Origin of the sequence: Halomonas sp. KM072 (genome assembly GCF_050710315.1) — a bacterium.
GTDB classification, from domain to species: Bacteria; Pseudomonadota; Gammaproteobacteria; order Pseudomonadales; family Halomonadaceae; genus Vreelandella; species Vreelandella hamiltonii.
Genome location: NZ_CP136132.1, coordinates 3,433,988 through 3,447,485 on the forward strand (window position 1 = coordinate 3,433,988; position 13,498 = coordinate 3,447,485).

Genomic DNA, 13,498 nt, shown 5'->3' on the forward strand with positions numbered 1-13,498 from the left:
GCGCGTGTGGGACACCGCCAGTGCTTTATCATTAAGCAGCTTATATAGAGCGATACTTGTGCCACATATACGATTTAATATAGAAATCAATGCATTAAGAATTTTCTCTTCAACTTTGGTTGAAAAGAAAAAGCCATTAAGTGTCTGGCTTTTCGCACTCTCTAGATAGGTTTGTGTGCGGTTTTCCGCACACTTTCAAGGGGGCTAGCGATGCAGCCGCTGCACCGCTAGAGAGGGGCGTTATTTGTTTTTACCTGCGTCAAGAATGCGAACCGGCTGCACATCCTGGATTTTTTGCTCATCACGCACCTGATTCACTCGTGTAGTGAGCTCGGGGGCCGCTTCGTCTTCAATGGGCAGCTGTTCGAAGAAATCACAGCTCACGCATTCACGGTAGCGGATGCCGTGCTGCTCCCACGCACGAATGCGGTCCATGGCGGCACAGCGGGGGCAGGTCACGCCTGCAATAAAACGCTTAATACTCGACATACATACACTCCCAACGTGCGGCGGCAACGCCGCCGCACCGGATAAAAATAGCCAGCTTAGGCGGCGCGAATACCGCTATGGCGCAGCAGCGGTTCGACGCTAGGTTCGCGGCCTCGGAAGGCGCGGAATAGCTCGGCGGCATCCCGCGCACCGCCTTGCTCCAGAATCTCTTCGCGAAAGCGCTGGCCAGTGGTGGGGTCAAAGATGCCCGCCTCCTCAAAAGCACTCCAGGCATCGGCGGAGAGCACTTCTGCCCACTTGTAGCTGTAGTAGCCGGCAGCGTAACCGCCCGCAAAAATATGGCTGAAGCTATTTTGGAAGCGGTTGAAGTCGACCACGGGAACGACAGAGGTTTGGCGACGCACGTCGTCGAGCAGCGTCTGAACATCGCTGGCCGAAGGCGCTTCCAGCTCGTGATGGAGGCGTAGGTCGAACAGAGAAAACTCGATCTGACGCACCATGCCCATGGCGGACTGGAAGTTTTTCGCCGCTTGCAGGCGCTCGAACAGAACGTCCGGCAGCGGTTCGCCGGTGTCTACGTGTTTAGCTAGCAGGTCGAGACCTTCCCGCTCCCAGCAGTAGTTCTCCATAAACTGGCTGGGCAGCTCAACCGCATCCCAGGCCACGCCGTTGATGCCTGACACATCGGCCACGTCTTGCTTGGTCAGCATATGGTGCAAACCATGGCCAAACTCGTGGAACAGCGTGGTCACTTCGTCATGGGTCAGCAGCGCAGGTTTACCGCCTACTGGCGCGGTGAAGTTGCAGGTCAAGAAGGCCACTGGGAGCTGCACGCCGTTCTCGGTTTTACGGCGTACTCGGCAGTCCGCCATCCACGCACCGCCCCGTTTGCCTTCGCGGGCGTAGAGATCCAGATAGAACCCGGCAATCGGTTTGCCCTGTTCGGTAATACGGAAGAAGCGCACGTCGTCGTGATAGCTCGGAGCGCTGCTATCTTCTTTTACCTGAACGTTGTAAAGACGCTCGACGACTTGGAACAAGCCATCCACGACCCGCGGCGCGGGGAAGTAAGGACGCAGCTGCTCTTGGGAGATAGCGTAACGCGCTTCGCGAAGCTTTTCACTGACGTAGGCGACATCCCAGGGTTTGAGCGTCTCGATGCCGAGCTCGTCGCGGGCGTAAGCGCTGAGCTCGGCAAACTCCTCTTGCGCTTGAGGCTTGGCGCGACGGGCGAGGTCTTCCAGAAAGTCCAGCACCTGCGTGGGGGAGTCCGCCATTTTGGTGGTCAGCGAGTAGTCGGCGTAGGTCGCGAAGCCCAGCAACCGCGCCAGTTCCTGACGCAGGGCCAGAATCTCTTCCAAAATGGAGGCGTTGTCGAACTTGCCCGCGTTGGGGCCCTGGTCGGAGGCGCGGGTCACGAAGGCGGTATACACTTCCTCACGCAGTTCACGGTTGTCGGCATAGCTGACGATCGGAAAGAAGCTGGGGAAGTCGAGTGTAATGCGGTAACCCTCTGCGCCTTTGGCCTCTGCCAGTGCTTTCAGCGTTTCCAGAGCGCTTTCCGGCACACCTGCCAACAGTGCCGGGTCGGTGATGTCCTTGTGCCATGCCTGCGTGGCATCCAGCACGTGGTTGGAGAACTGATTGGACAGTGTGGAGAGGCGCGCCTGTATGTCGCCGTAACGCGCCTTTTGTTCGGCAGCAAGGTCTACGCCAGCCAGGCGGAAGTCACGCAGCGCGTTATCAACGGTGCGCCGTTGGGCAGTGCTCAGGTCGTGCCAGGCAGGACCTTCCTTGAGGGCCTGCCAGCCCTTGAAGAGCCCTTCATGTTGGCCCACCCAGGTGCCGTAGGCCGACAGTTTTTCCAGGCAGCCTTGGTAGGCGTCACGCAGCTCTTGGCTGTTCATGGTGTTGTTGAGGTGCAATACCGGCGACCAGGCTTGAGAAAGGCGGTCGTTCACGGCTTCCATGGGCGCAGCAAAGTTGTCCCACGTGGGGGGCTGCTGAGCGGCTTGCTGAGCGAGGCGCTCGATGGCGTCGCGGCCCTCATCGAGCAGTTTTTCTATGGCGGGCAGCACGTGTTCGGCACGAATGTCGGCGAAGGGGGGGAGCTCATGGCTCTCTAGCAGCGGGTTGCGGGACATAGGCACCTCTGGTGGCGGCAGGTAGGTTCGTTCGGGCGCATGCAGCGTCCGTGGATAATGACACAGTGCGGGCAGCCGAGGTCAGTTTCAATGGCGGCATTGGCCTGGGGGCATGCGCCTGCTAGTCTTGCCGCCTTTTGATACGTCGAATCGAGAGCCGCCAAGGCAGGAGCAGATGATGAGTGAAACGCTGGAGCGTTGGGGGTCGAAGCGTGCCTTTATTCTCGCGGTGACCGGTGCCGCGGTGGGGCTTGGCAATATTTGGCGTTTTCCCTATGTGGCGGGGGAAAATGGCGGGGCGGCCTTCTTGCTGATTTACGTGGCGTTTGTCCTGTTGCTGGGACTGCCCGTGATGATGGCGGAAATACTCATTGGCCGCGCTGGCCGACGAGGACCCATGCAGTCACTGGGCGTACTGGCCACACAGGCGGGTGCCTCACCCCACTGGCGCTGGCTGGGGCTGTTCGGCGCGCTGACGGTGTTTTGCATTCTGTCGTTTTATTCCGTGGTGTCCGGCTGGTCGATCGAGTTTCTGGTAGCGTCCATCAATGGCAACTTTGAGGGTGCCAGTGCCGCCGAGATCGGCGCTGGCTTTGACGCTTTTCTGGCCAATCCAGGGCTGCTGATTTTCAACCATTCACTGTTTCTGTTCATGACCATGACGGTGGTAGCGGCTGGCGTCGCGAAAGGCTTGGAACGGCTCAATAATCTATTGATGCCGGTGCTCTATGGCCTGCTCCTGCTGTTAGCCATTTATGCCATGACCACCAGTGGTTTTGGGGCGGCGCTGCATTGGCTGTTCATGCCGTCTTTCGAAAACGTTACCGCATCGGTGGTGCTGCATGCCATGGGGCACGCTTTTTTCACCTTGGCCGTAGGGGCGTGTGCGTTGATGGCCTACGGGGCTTATATGCCGGATGAACAGAGCCTGCCAAAAGCCGCTTGTGCGGTGGCCGTGCTGGACATCAGCGTGGCGCTGCTGGCGGGTATCGCGATCTTTTCGGTAGTGTTTGCCCAGGGGATGGACCCGGCGGACGGGCCGGGACTGATGTTCGTGACCCTGCCCATTGCCTTCTCCGAGTTGCCTTGGGGCTCCCTGTGGCTGAGCGTGTTCTTTTTGCTGCTGCTGTTGGCAACATGGACGTCAGCCATCAACCTGGCCGAGCCGATGGTAGCCACGTTGCAGGGCCTTGGCTGGCGGCGCAGCGTTTCCACGGCCGTCGTGGCGATCAGTGTCTGGCTGCTGGGGCTGCTGTCGGCGTTCTCTTTTTCTCACCTGGCGGAGTTCCGGCCACTGTTTGGGCGCAATGTGTTCGAGCTGGTCAGCAGTATTCCCCCCGATATCTTCCTGCCCATGGGGGGATTGCTGATTGCCATCTTTGCGGCCTGGGTGATGCCACAGGCTCAGGTGATGCGCACCTTGGGCGTAGGGGAGCGAGGCTTTCTAGTGTGGCAGCGTCTGGTGCGCTGGGTTTCCATTCCGTTGACGTTCATCGTTCTGCTGGGTGGATTGCTATAGTGGTTCTTATGTGGCTGACAGGAGAGTCTTCATGAGCAATGTCTTACGCGCGTTTCACGCACACTCCCCTACGCTGGGCGAGCGTGTCTATATCGATCCGGCCAGTGTCGTGATAGGTAACGTCACCTTGGGCGACGACTGCTCGGTGTGGCCCATGAGCGTGATCCGTGGCGATATGCACCGGATTACCATTGGGGCGCGCACCAGCGTGCAGGACGGCAGCGTGCTGCATATCACCCACGCCAGCGATTTCAATCCGGAGGGCTTTCCTTTGACGATCGGTGACGATGTCACCATCGGTCACAAGGCCATTCTTCACGGCTGTACGTTGGGCAACCGTATTCTGGTGGGCATGGGCGCCATCGTCATGGATGGCGCGGTGGTGGAAGACGAGGTGATCATTGCGGCGGGAGCGGTGGTGACACCTGGCAAACGGCTGGAAAGTGGCCATGTATATGCGGGCAATCCTGCCAAGCCACTGCGGCCTTTGAAAGAGCAGGAGCGGGCCTTTTTCCCCTATACGGCAGGCAACTACGTCAAATTGAAGGACGAGTTTCTGGCACAGCAAGGTGGCTAGCCTAAACCTTTGGTAAACGGCAGCTTTTTTTATATCAGGCCGTGTTGTAGTCTTCGATAATCTGGTAATTTATCCAGTTTTTCAGAGTGCCACGACATGGCCAACTTTCGCACGCACATCACGGTGGCCGCCGCAGGCGGCACGCTCATGGCCTATATGGGCTGGCAGGCGCAGTGGTGGCCCGCGTCGCAATCCTTGCTGATCATTGCGCTGGTTGCCTTCGGCGGCATCCTGCCCGACATAGATGCAGACCGCTCTCGCTCTATTCGTCTGATTTTCAACCTGTTGTCGGTACCTACCCTGGTATTGGGGGTGTTGATGCTGCAGCCTTGGTTGACGCCTGGACTGCTGCTGGTGGCTTGTGGCGGTATCTATTTCTCAGTGCGCTACCTGGCCGCGATTCTTTTCTCCAGATTGACCGTTCACCGAGGTATCTGGCATTCGCTGATGGCGGCAGGGCTGTGCGCCTTGGCGACGGCGGCGCTCAGCTTTCATCTGCTGGAGCAACCCGCCTGGTTGGCCTGGTCGCACGGGGCCGCGGTACTGGTGGGGTTTATCATCCACCTGGGGCTGGATGAGCTGTTCAGTGTCGATCTGGAGGGGGCGCGGCTGAAGCGCTCGTTTGGTACGGCGCTCAAGCTGGGTGACAGCCGGCGCCCGCTCTCCAATCTATTGATGCTCATTGCCATGCTGGTGCTGATACCCTGGGTGCCGCCCTGGGGAGTGCTGCTGGAGTTGATGCATCAGGGATCACTGCTGTGGCGATAATCGTCAGCACTCAAACCGTGTTTTTTGAGCTTGTCGTAGAACGTCTTGCGCGGGATGCCCAAGTGGCGACACACCTCCGTTACGCGGCCATGGTGGCGCGCCAGTGACTGGCTGATGAGGCTCTTTTCGAACAGTTCTACCTGGCGCGGTAGCGAGGGTTCATGGGTATCTGCGGCGACGCCCTCCAGCAAGGCGTCCAGACGATAGTCGAAAGCCGCACCCAGCAAAACGTAGCGTTCTGCCAAATTGCGCAGCTCACGCACGTTGCCTGGCCAGTCGTGGGCCAGCAGGGCGGCAATGGCCGGGCTGTCCAGCGTCGGCGCTTCCAGCCCGCTACGGTTGGCGGCGACCACGGCAAAGTGTTGAAAAAGGAGCGGGATGTCTTCTCGCCGTTCGCGCAGGGCGGGCAGGGGCAGAGTGACCACATTGAGGCGGTAGTAGAGGTCTTCGCGAAACAGCCCGTCGTCGGCGGCCACCTTGAGATCCACTTTGGTGGCGGCAATGACGCGAATATCGAGCGGCACGGCTTCGTTGGCCCCCAGGCGTTCGACGCTGCGTTCCTGCAGTACGCGCAGCAGTTTGACCTGCAGCGCCATGGGCATGGACTCGATCTCGTCCAGAAACACCGTGCCGCCGTTGGCATGTTCGAACTTGCCGATACGCCGCTCCACGGCCCCCGTGAAAGCGCCTTTCTCGTGGCCAAACAGCTCTGATTCGATGGTGTTTTCCGGCACGGCGCCGCAGTTGATGGCCACGAACGGATTATTGCGGCGGGCGCTGCGTTCATGGATCGCACGAGCCACCAGATCTTTCCCCGTTCCAGTTTCGCCAAACAGCAAGACATCGGCCTCTACCTGGCTGATGCGCTGGATCATGGCTGCCAAGCGCGAAATGATTGGCGTGCGGCCGACCAGGCGAGGCCCGAGTGCTGCGTGCTGGACTTCGAGTTCGGCTTTCAGGCGCAGGTTTTCCAGGCTCAGCTGGCGCTTTTCGATGCCGCGTCTGACGACGTCCAGCAGTTGATCGCCCGCAAAAGGCTTTTCCAGAAAATCCCAGGCACCGGCGCGCATCGCTTCTACCGCCGTCGAGATGTCGCCATGGCCGGTGATCAGAATGATCGGCAGGGTGGCATCGCGATGGTGTAGTTCATGCAACAGGGCCATGCCATCCATGCCAGGCATGCGGATATCACTGACGATGACGCCTGGAAAGTCGTCGGGCAACGCTGCCAACGCTTGCTCTGCGGATTCGAAGCAGTAGGGGGTGTAGCCGGCCAGCTCCAGGGTCTGGCTCGCGGTGATACGCAGGTGTGGCTCGTCGTCGATCACCATGACCGGCAGTGTCGACGGTTCATGCATGGTTATTGTTCTCCGTTACTCTCTGCAGCTCGCTGGGGGGCGGCACACGCGTGCGCGGCAAGGAGATCGTGAAGCACGCGCCTCCCTCGGCTCGGTTGCTGGCCTGCAGCTTGCCGCCCAAGTCTTCCATGATACGCGATGAGATGGAAAGTCCTAGTCCCAGGCCGCTGCCTGGTGCCTTGGTGGTGAAAAAGGGCTCGAAGATTCGCGAGACATGTTGTTCGGCGATGCCGGGGCCGTTGTCGATGACATGGATATGCACGTGATGGGGCGTGGCCTCGGCCTGCAGTGTGAGTGTGGGCTGGGCGGCGTCTTTCATTGCCTGAATGGCATTGCCAATCAAGTTGACGATGACCTGTTCCAGGCGTACCAGATCCCCCTCTACCCATAGAGTCTCGGACGGCCACTGCGGCGTGACCTGGATATTGCCATCGCGCAGGCGGCTATGAAACAGCCGGAGGGCGTATTCGATGCAGGCCTGAACAGAGATGGTTTCGTGCCGTTCGCTGCTCTTGCGAGAAAATTGCCGTAGCTGAGCACTGATGTCGGCCATGCGCTGGGTCAGCTCGACGATTTGCGCCAGATTGGCATCGGCTTTCTCGATGCGCGTCAATTCGATGAAGCGGCGCGCATTTTCAGCATAGGCGCGGATGGCGGCCAGCGGCTGATTGAGCTCATGATTGATGCCTGCTGCCAGCTGGCCCAACACGGCCAGCTTGGCGGCTTGTATCAACTCGTTCTGGGTTTGCTGAAGATTGGCTTCTGCCCGGCGGCGCTCTTCGATTTCATCGGAAAGGCGTTGATTGCTGGCCACCAGATCGCGTGTTCGACGCTCCACGCTGGCTTCCAGCTCATCGCGCGCGCGCGCCAGAGTCTGTCGTTCACGTTCGGCAAAGGCTTCCCGCTCTCGGCGTAGCCGTAAACGTTGCCAACCGATGCCCGCGCCCAGTGCAACGACGCCATAGAGGCCTCCTGCCATCAAGGCGGCCACCCACTGGGCGCTGATCACCGAGTTCAATGGCTTGAGAATATGCATCTGCCAGCCAAATTCCGGTAGCGGTCTCGTCAAGCTGAGGTAGCGCTCTCCCTGCAGCGGGCCATGGGCAAAGCTGACAAGGTAGCTGTCGGGGCCATAGGGGGCCTCTACCTCGAGGCCGGAGGGGTCGAGCGGCTCGATGGCATAGCGACGCGTTGCGCGAAGGCTTTCGCGCTGCGCTTCGTTGAGGGGGTAAAGCGCATTCATGCGCAGCTCGGGTTGGCTGGCCATGAAAATGATCGAGTCGCTGTCCGTGACAAACAGCTCCGCATCTTGCTGTGCCCAGTTCTCTTCGACCTCATCGAGCAGCACTTTGATGACCAGCACACCATCCGGTGTAGCGTCGGGTGATGTATCGTCCAGCCATACGGGGGCAGAAAAGTAGTATCCCCGCTCCAGTGACTGCGTACCCAGACCGTAAAAACGCCCCTGCCCACCGGCAATGGCATCGGTGTAATAACTGCGGAAGGCGTAGTTATGGCCAATGAAAGTATTGGGGCGATGCCAGTTGCTGGCCGCAATGGTGTAGGCGTCGCGATCCAGCAGGTAAACGTCCGACACACCTGCCGTAAAGCGAAAGCGGTCCAGCAGCAGGTTCAGCGGCATGGGGTCCTGACCTTCGTGCGCGGCCAGGAAACGCTGGATGCCTTCTCGGGTAGAGAGTATTTGGGGCAGGTAATCATAACGGGACAGGTAGCCCGTCAAGTTGGCTGCCGATAGGCGCAGTTCGTTTTCAGCGTCGTCACGCAAATTGCCAAGCGCTTGCTCTCGAGCCAGCTGTGCGGCTTGCCACATGCAGAGCGCAAGCCCCACCGGCAGGATCAGCAGCCAGGCAAGCCGCCAGCGTGTGCCGGATGAGCTCATGCGGAGGTGCGCGTGCCTTGGGCGCGGCGTAATGCGCGCTGAGCGCGGGTTTCCGCCCGGGCCATTTCGAGTAACCCCTCTTCCACATACACCAGATGTTCATGAGCGCGGGCTCGGGCATCTTCTGCGCGGCCATCCAGGATAGCATCGAGAAGTGCTCGGTGCTGCTTCATCAACTGTGAGCGGGAGTCTGGCTTGGCAAACAGGTGCGCAAGATTATCCACGATACTCTGCTCCAGGAGATGGAAGATACCGCGAATGGTGTGCAAGAGCAGGACATTGTGCGCTGCTTCGGCAATCGCCAAATGAAACGCGGCGTCCAGCTTGGCTTCCTGTGCAGGGTCGGCGCCGACGAAACCGCCGTCCAACTCCTCGAAGCGCTGTATCAGCACGGCTTTGTCGGCGGGTGTCGAGCGCAGTGCAGCATAGTAGGCCGATATGCCCTCCATGGCATCGCGAAACTCCAGCAGATCCAGGTGAAACTCCTTGTGGCGGGAAAGCATTTCCAGCAAGGGGTCGGTATAGCCGCTGTTGAGCGTCTCGTTGACGAAGGTGCCGCCGCCTTGGCGACTGCTCAGTAATCCGCGGGCAGCCAATTTCTGAATGGCTTCTCGCAAGGAGGGGCGGGATACGCCAAAACGCTCAGCCAGTTCTCTTTCAGGGGGCAAGCGCTGCCCGGGTTTCAGGCTTCCTTCCAGAATCATGCCTTCAAGGCGTTCGGTAATCACATCGGCAAGGCGCTGCTGGCGGAGCGGCGGGTAAGACATGAACAGTAGCTCCAATAATTGGTAAGACCAAGAATAAGCAAATTAAGTGTTCTGCTCAAGCGTAGGCAGTGCATCAATCTCGTCGGAAATTGGCTCTTTGAACTAAAGTATGGTGGGCGTGGAGGCCGTGATTAATGTTTTATGTTTGACACGATAGGCAGGCCTCTCTAATGTTGTTTCTGTTTTTTGTAAATTGGTAAAACCAATTTTTATTCTGGCTGAAGTGCTGGCATGCCAAAGAGTCGTAGGTACGCAAGTGCATGTAAGCATGGCTTTTTTGTTGACGTAACAATAACAGCGCAATTTCTCCATAGGGTGCTTCATGATCATTTCTGCCTCCACGGACTATCGCCAGGCTGCCAAGCGTCGCCTTCCTCCTTTCCTTTTTCATTATGCGGATGGAGGGTCGTACGCAGAGCACACTCTGCGTCGCAATGTGGATGACCTGCGTGATGTTGCGCTACGTCAGCGGGTGCTGAAGGACATGTCCTCGCTTTCTCTGGAAACCGAGCTGTTTGGTGAAAAGCTTGCCATGCCGCTGGCGCTGGCGCCGGTAGGGCTGGCAGGTATGTATGCGCGGCGGGGTGAAGTGCAGGCTGCCCGAGCGGCCAGCAAAAAAGGCGTGCCCTTTACCTTGTCGACTGTGTCGGTTTGTCCGATTGCCGAAGTGGCGGCAGCGGTTGACCGGCCCATCTGGTTTCAGCTCTACGTCCTGAAAGACCGTGGGTTCATGAAGCATGTGCTGGATCGCGCCAAGGAGGCTGGCGTAAAGACGCTCGTCTTTACCGTGGATATGCCAGTTCCCGGAGCGCGTTATCGTGATGCGCATTCCGGCATGAGCGGCAGGCACGGCCCGACACGGCGTATTCTGCAAGCGGCGTTGCATCCCTTGTGGGCCTGGGACGTGGGTGTCAATGGTCGCCCGCATGACTTGGGAAATGTGTCCGACTATCGCGGTAAGCCAACCGAGCTCGAGGATTACATTGCTTGGCTGGGCGACAACTTCGATCCTTCTATCTCCTGGAAGGATCTTGAGTGGATTCGAGAGCAGTGGGATGGGCCCATGATCATCAAGGGCATTCTTGATGCGGAGGATGCGCGGGATGCGGTGAGATTTGGCGCAGACGGTATCGTGGTATCCAACCATGGTGGTCGTCAGCTGGACGGCGTGCCGTCCTCGGCGCGTGCCCTACCTGCTATCGCGGATGCGGTCAAAGGAGACTTGGCGATTTTGGCAGACTCTGGGGTGCGCAGTGGCCTGGATGTCGTCAGGATGATTGCCATGGGGGCGGATACAGTGCTTATTGGTCGGGCATTCATCTATGCGCTGGCGACAGCGGGAGAGGCTGGCGTGACCCACCTGCTCGAGCTGTTTGAAAAAGAAATGCGCGTTGCCATGACGTTGACCGGGGCGCGTACCATTGCGGATCTCGGGCCTGAGTCGCTGGTGTCGAATGCTCTGCGGATGCTGCCGCAAGAGTAGCTGTGGACAGCGCGGCCTGCGTCGTCAGGACGCTAATAGATACAGTGCTGCAAGGCTGTGAAATTATTTTACGAAAGCCCTTGCCAACCCGGCAGCGAATCCGTAAAGTACGCATCCGCTGCCGGGGACGCCAAGCGTTGCCAGCGGTGAAGAAGGTTGAAAAACCTTCGGTTTGTCAGGAAGTTAGCGTCATCTATTGGTTGGATTGATCGCTCACTTCATTCGCTGAAAACAGCCCTTGACAAACACCACGGAATGCGTAGAATACGCCTTCCTCGCTGAGGCAACACGGTTCAGGTCACCGAGCCGGCCGCAGCGAACTTAAGAAAGTTGCTCTTTAACAATTTGATCAGGTAATTCATGTGGGCGCTTGCCGATGAGGGTGAATCATCACCCAATATCAAGGCAAGCGAACACCAAGATGCTCTTCGGAGTATCGCAGTGAATTCGTTTGAACCTTGAGCCAAGTTTGATCCGCTTTTGTTGCCTTCGGGCAGCGAGTAAGGATCGCATTGATCTTAAACTGAAGAGTTTGATCATGGCTCAGATTGAACGCTGGCGGCAGGCCTAACACATGCAAGTCGAGCGGTAACAGGGGTAGCTTGCTACCCGCTGACGAGCGGCGGACGGGTGAGTAATGCATAGGAATCTGCCCGATAGTGGGGGATAACCTGGGGAAACCCAGGCTAATACCGCATACGTCCTACGGGAGAAAGGGGGCTCCGGCTCCCGCTATCGGATGAGCCTATGTCGGATTAGCTGGTTGGTGAGGTAACGGCTCACCAAGGCGACGATCCGTAGCTGGTCTGAGAGGATGATCAGCCACATCGGGACTGAGACACGGCCCGAACTCCTACGGGAGGCAGCAGTGGGGAATATTGGACAATGGGGGGAACCCTGATCCAGCCATGCCGCGTGTGTGAAGAAGGCCCTCGGGTTGTAAAGCACTTTCAGTGAGGAAGAACGCCTGGTGGTTAATACCCATCAGGAAAGACATCACTCACAGAAGAAGCACCGGCTAACTCCGTGCCAGCAGCCGCGGTAATACGGAGGGTGCGAGCGTTAATCGGAATTACTGGGCGTAAAGCGCGCGTAGGTGGCTTGATAAGCCGGTTGTGAAAGCCCCGGGCTCAACCTGGGAACGGCATCCGGAACTGTCAAGCTAGAGTGCAGGAGAGGAAGGTAGAATTCCCGGTGTAGCGGTGAAATGCGTAGAGATCGGGAGGAATACCAGTGGCGAAGGCGGCCTTCTGGACTGACACTGACACTGAGGTGCGAAAGCGTGGGTAGCAAACAGGATTAGATACCCTGGTAGTCCACGCCGTAAACGATGTCGACCAGCCGTTGGGTGCCTAGCGCACTTTGTGGCGAAGTTAACGCGATAAGTCGACCGCCTGGGGAGTACGGCCGCAAGGTTAAAACTCAAATGAATTGACGGGGGCCCGCACAAGCGGTGGAGCATGTGGTTTAATTCGATGCAACGCGAAGAACCTTACCTACTCTTGACATCCTGCGAATTCGGTAGAGATACCTTAGTGCCTTCGGGAACGCAGAGACAGGTGCTGCATGGCTGTCGTCAGCTCGTGTTGTGAAATGTTGGGTTAAGTCCCGTAACGAGCGCAACCCTTGTCCTTATTTGCCAGCGCGTAATGGCGGGAACTCTAAGGAGACTGCCGGTGACAAACCGGAGGAAGGTGGGGACGACGTCAAGTCATCATGGCCCTTACGAGTAGGGCTACACACGTGCTACAATGGTCGGTACAAAGGGTTGCCAACTCGCGAGAGTGAGCCAATCCCGAAAAGCCGATCTCAGTCCGGATCGGAGTCTGCAACTCGACTCCGTGAAGTCGGAATCGCTAGTAATCGTGGATCAGAATGCCACGGTGAATACGTTCCCGGGCCTTGTACACACCGCCCGTCACACCATGGGAGTGGACTGCACCAGAAGTGGTTAGCCTAACGCAAGAGGGCGATCACCACGGTGTGGTTCATGACTGGGGTGAAGTCGTAACAAGGTAGCCGTAGGGGAACCTGCGGCTGGATCACCTCCTTAAACGATGTCTTCCCCTCGCGGCAAGCGCTCACAATGAATTACCTGATCAGATGATAGAGCAAACGGTTTTCGCACGACCCCTCTTGGGTCTGTAGCTCAGTTGGTTAGAGCGCACCCCTGATAAGGGTGAGGTCGGCAGTTCAAATCTGCCCAGACCCACCAAATTCCTGTTACGCCGAAACAACGACATCGCCCCCTGCAGCTTGCTGCAATGTGCGGTTCATTGACGTGTCTGCGAGGAATTTATAACAAGAGGTTGGTCTTGCATAACACGATGGGGCCATAGCTCAGCTGGGAGAGCGCCTGCCTTGCACGCAGGAGGTCAGCGGTTCGATCCCGCTTGGCTCCACCATATCGCGTCGTACCAGGTGATACCTCCTGTGCTTCTCGTGCCGTTTGTTGGTTTTGTGACCATTGATAAGCCAGAACGCACTGCGTCGTCTTATCACTGTTCATAGAACAGTCGCTCTTTAACAATG

9 protein-coding genes, 2 tRNA genes and 1 rRNA gene are annotated in these 13,498 nt (G+C 58.2%); 7 read left to right on the forward strand and 5 right to left on the reverse strand.

All coding sequences use genetic code 11. The annotated features are described in order from the left end of the window. Window positions 1–240: 240 nt before the first annotated feature. Together RVM26_RS16310 and prlC are read right to left on the reverse strand one after the other, a co-directional pair. Window positions 241–489, reverse strand: coding sequence for a YheV family putative zinc ribbon protein (locus RVM26_RS16310; RefSeq protein WP_287806670.1), 249 nt, complete (start codon window positions 487–489; stop codon window positions 241–243). Window positions 490–545: 56 nt separating this feature from the next. After that, on the reverse strand, window positions 546–2,594 hold the full coding sequence (gene prlC, locus RVM26_RS16315) for a M3 family metallopeptidase (protein WP_498939702.1): 2,049 nt from the start codon (window positions 2,592–2,594) through the stop codon (window positions 546–548). Between the two features lie 178 nt (window positions 2,595–2,772). On the opposite strand from prlC, the gene RVM26_RS16320 reads away from it, so the two are divergent. The 3 genes from RVM26_RS16320 (at window position 2,773) to RVM26_RS16330 (ending at window position 5,458) form a co-directional block, all read left to right on the forward strand. Then, a complete protein-coding gene (locus tag RVM26_RS16320) occupies window positions 2,773–4,113 on the forward strand; it encodes a sodium-dependent transporter (RefSeq protein ID WP_039183590.1) in 1,341 nt (446 codons plus the stop codon). A 31-nt stretch (window positions 4,114–4,144) separates the two neighbouring features. Next, the gene (locus RVM26_RS16325) at window positions 4,145–4,690 is read left to right on the forward strand and encodes a gamma carbonic anhydrase family protein (RefSeq protein ID WP_287806677.1); all 546 of its coding nucleotides are present in this window, start codon (window positions 4,145–4,147) and stop codon (window positions 4,688–4,690) included. A gap of 96 nt (window positions 4,691–4,786) precedes the next feature. Further along, window positions 4,787–5,458: a metal-dependent hydrolase gene (locus RVM26_RS16330; RefSeq protein ID WP_498939705.1), complete on the forward strand. Its 672-nt coding sequence runs from the start codon at window positions 4,787–4,789 to the stop codon at window positions 5,456–5,458. On the opposite strand, the gene RVM26_RS16335 is transcribed toward RVM26_RS16330, so the two are convergent. Genes RVM26_RS16335 through RVM26_RS16345 form a run of 3 tightly spaced genes read right to left on the reverse strand, consistent with a single transcriptional unit; the run spans window position 5,434 to window position 9,483 of the window. Beyond that, window positions 5,434–6,816: a sigma-54-dependent transcriptional regulator gene (locus tag RVM26_RS16335; RefSeq protein ID WP_287806680.1), complete on the reverse strand. Its 1,383-nt coding sequence runs from the start codon at window positions 6,814–6,816 to the stop codon at window positions 5,434–5,436. The two genes, RVM26_RS16330 and RVM26_RS16335, sit on opposite strands and share 25 nt — an antisense overlap. Next, entirely contained in the window at window positions 6,809–8,716 is a 1,908-nt protein-coding gene (locus RVM26_RS16340; protein ID WP_498939708.1) for a sensor histidine kinase, read from the reverse strand. Before RVM26_RS16340 ends, RVM26_RS16335 begins: the two co-directional genes overlap by 8 nt. Next, complete coding sequence (locus RVM26_RS16345; protein ID WP_039183605.1) at window positions 8,713–9,483, reverse strand: GntR family transcriptional regulator; 771 nt, start codon at window positions 9,481–9,483, stop codon at window positions 8,713–8,715. The genes RVM26_RS16340 and RVM26_RS16345 overlap by 4 nt, the downstream gene beginning before the upstream one ends. Window positions 9,484–9,805: 322 nt before the next feature. Here RVM26_RS16345 and lldD point away from each other — a divergent pair, with 322 nt between their 5' ends. The 4 genes from lldD (at window position 9,806) to RVM26_RS16365 (ending at window position 13,371) form a co-directional block, all read left to right on the forward strand. Next, window positions 9,806–10,966, forward strand: coding sequence for an FMN-dependent L-lactate dehydrogenase LldD (gene lldD, locus RVM26_RS16350; protein ID WP_287806685.1), 1,161 nt, complete (start codon window positions 9,806–9,808; stop codon window positions 10,964–10,966). Window positions 10,967–11,486: 520 nt separating this feature from the next. Then, window positions 11,487–13,019, forward strand: a 16S ribosomal RNA gene (locus RVM26_RS16355). 85 nt (window positions 13,020–13,104) lie between these two features. Then, a tRNA-Ile gene (locus tag RVM26_RS16360) sits at window positions 13,105–13,181 on the forward strand. Between the two features lie 114 nt (window positions 13,182–13,295). Continuing rightward, window positions 13,296–13,371, forward strand: a tRNA-Ala gene (locus RVM26_RS16365). The last annotated feature ends 127 nt before the right edge of the window (window positions 13,372–13,498 follow it).

Bases quoted from the DNA above. Each gene is read 5' to 3' on its own strand.
- RVM26_RS16325 (WP_287806677.1), top strand. From the start codon at position 4,145: ATGAGCAATGTCTTACGCGCGTTTCACGCACACTCCCCTACGCTGGGC.
- RVM26_RS16320 (WP_039183590.1), top strand. From the start codon at position 2,773: ATGAGTGAAACGCTGGAGCGTTGGGGGTCGAAGCGTGCCTTTATTCTC.
- RVM26_RS16330 (WP_498939705.1), top strand. From the start codon at position 4,787: ATGGCCAACTTTCGCACGCACATCACGGTGGCCGCCGCAGGCGGCACG.
- RVM26_RS16310 (WP_287806670.1), bottom strand. From the start codon at position 489: ATGTCGAGTATTAAGCGTTTTATTGCAGGCGTGACCTGCCCCCGCTGT.
- RVM26_RS16335 (WP_287806680.1), bottom strand. From the start codon at position 6,816: ATGCATGAACCGTCGACACTGCCGGTCATGGTGATCGACGACGAGCCA.
- RVM26_RS16340 (WP_498939708.1), bottom strand. From the start codon at position 8,716: ATGAGCTCATCCGGCACACGCTGGCGGCTTGCCTGGCTGCTGATCCTG.
- prlC (WP_498939702.1), bottom strand. From the start codon at position 2,594: ATGTCCCGCAACCCGCTGCTAGAGAGCCATGAGCTCCCCCCCTTCGCC.
- RVM26_RS16345 (WP_039183605.1), bottom strand. From the start codon at position 9,483: ATGTCTTACCCGCCGCTCCGCCAGCAGCGCCTTGCCGATGTGATTACC.
- lldD (WP_287806685.1), top strand. From the start codon at position 9,806: ATGATCATTTCTGCCTCCACGGACTATCGCCAGGCTGCCAAGCGTCGC.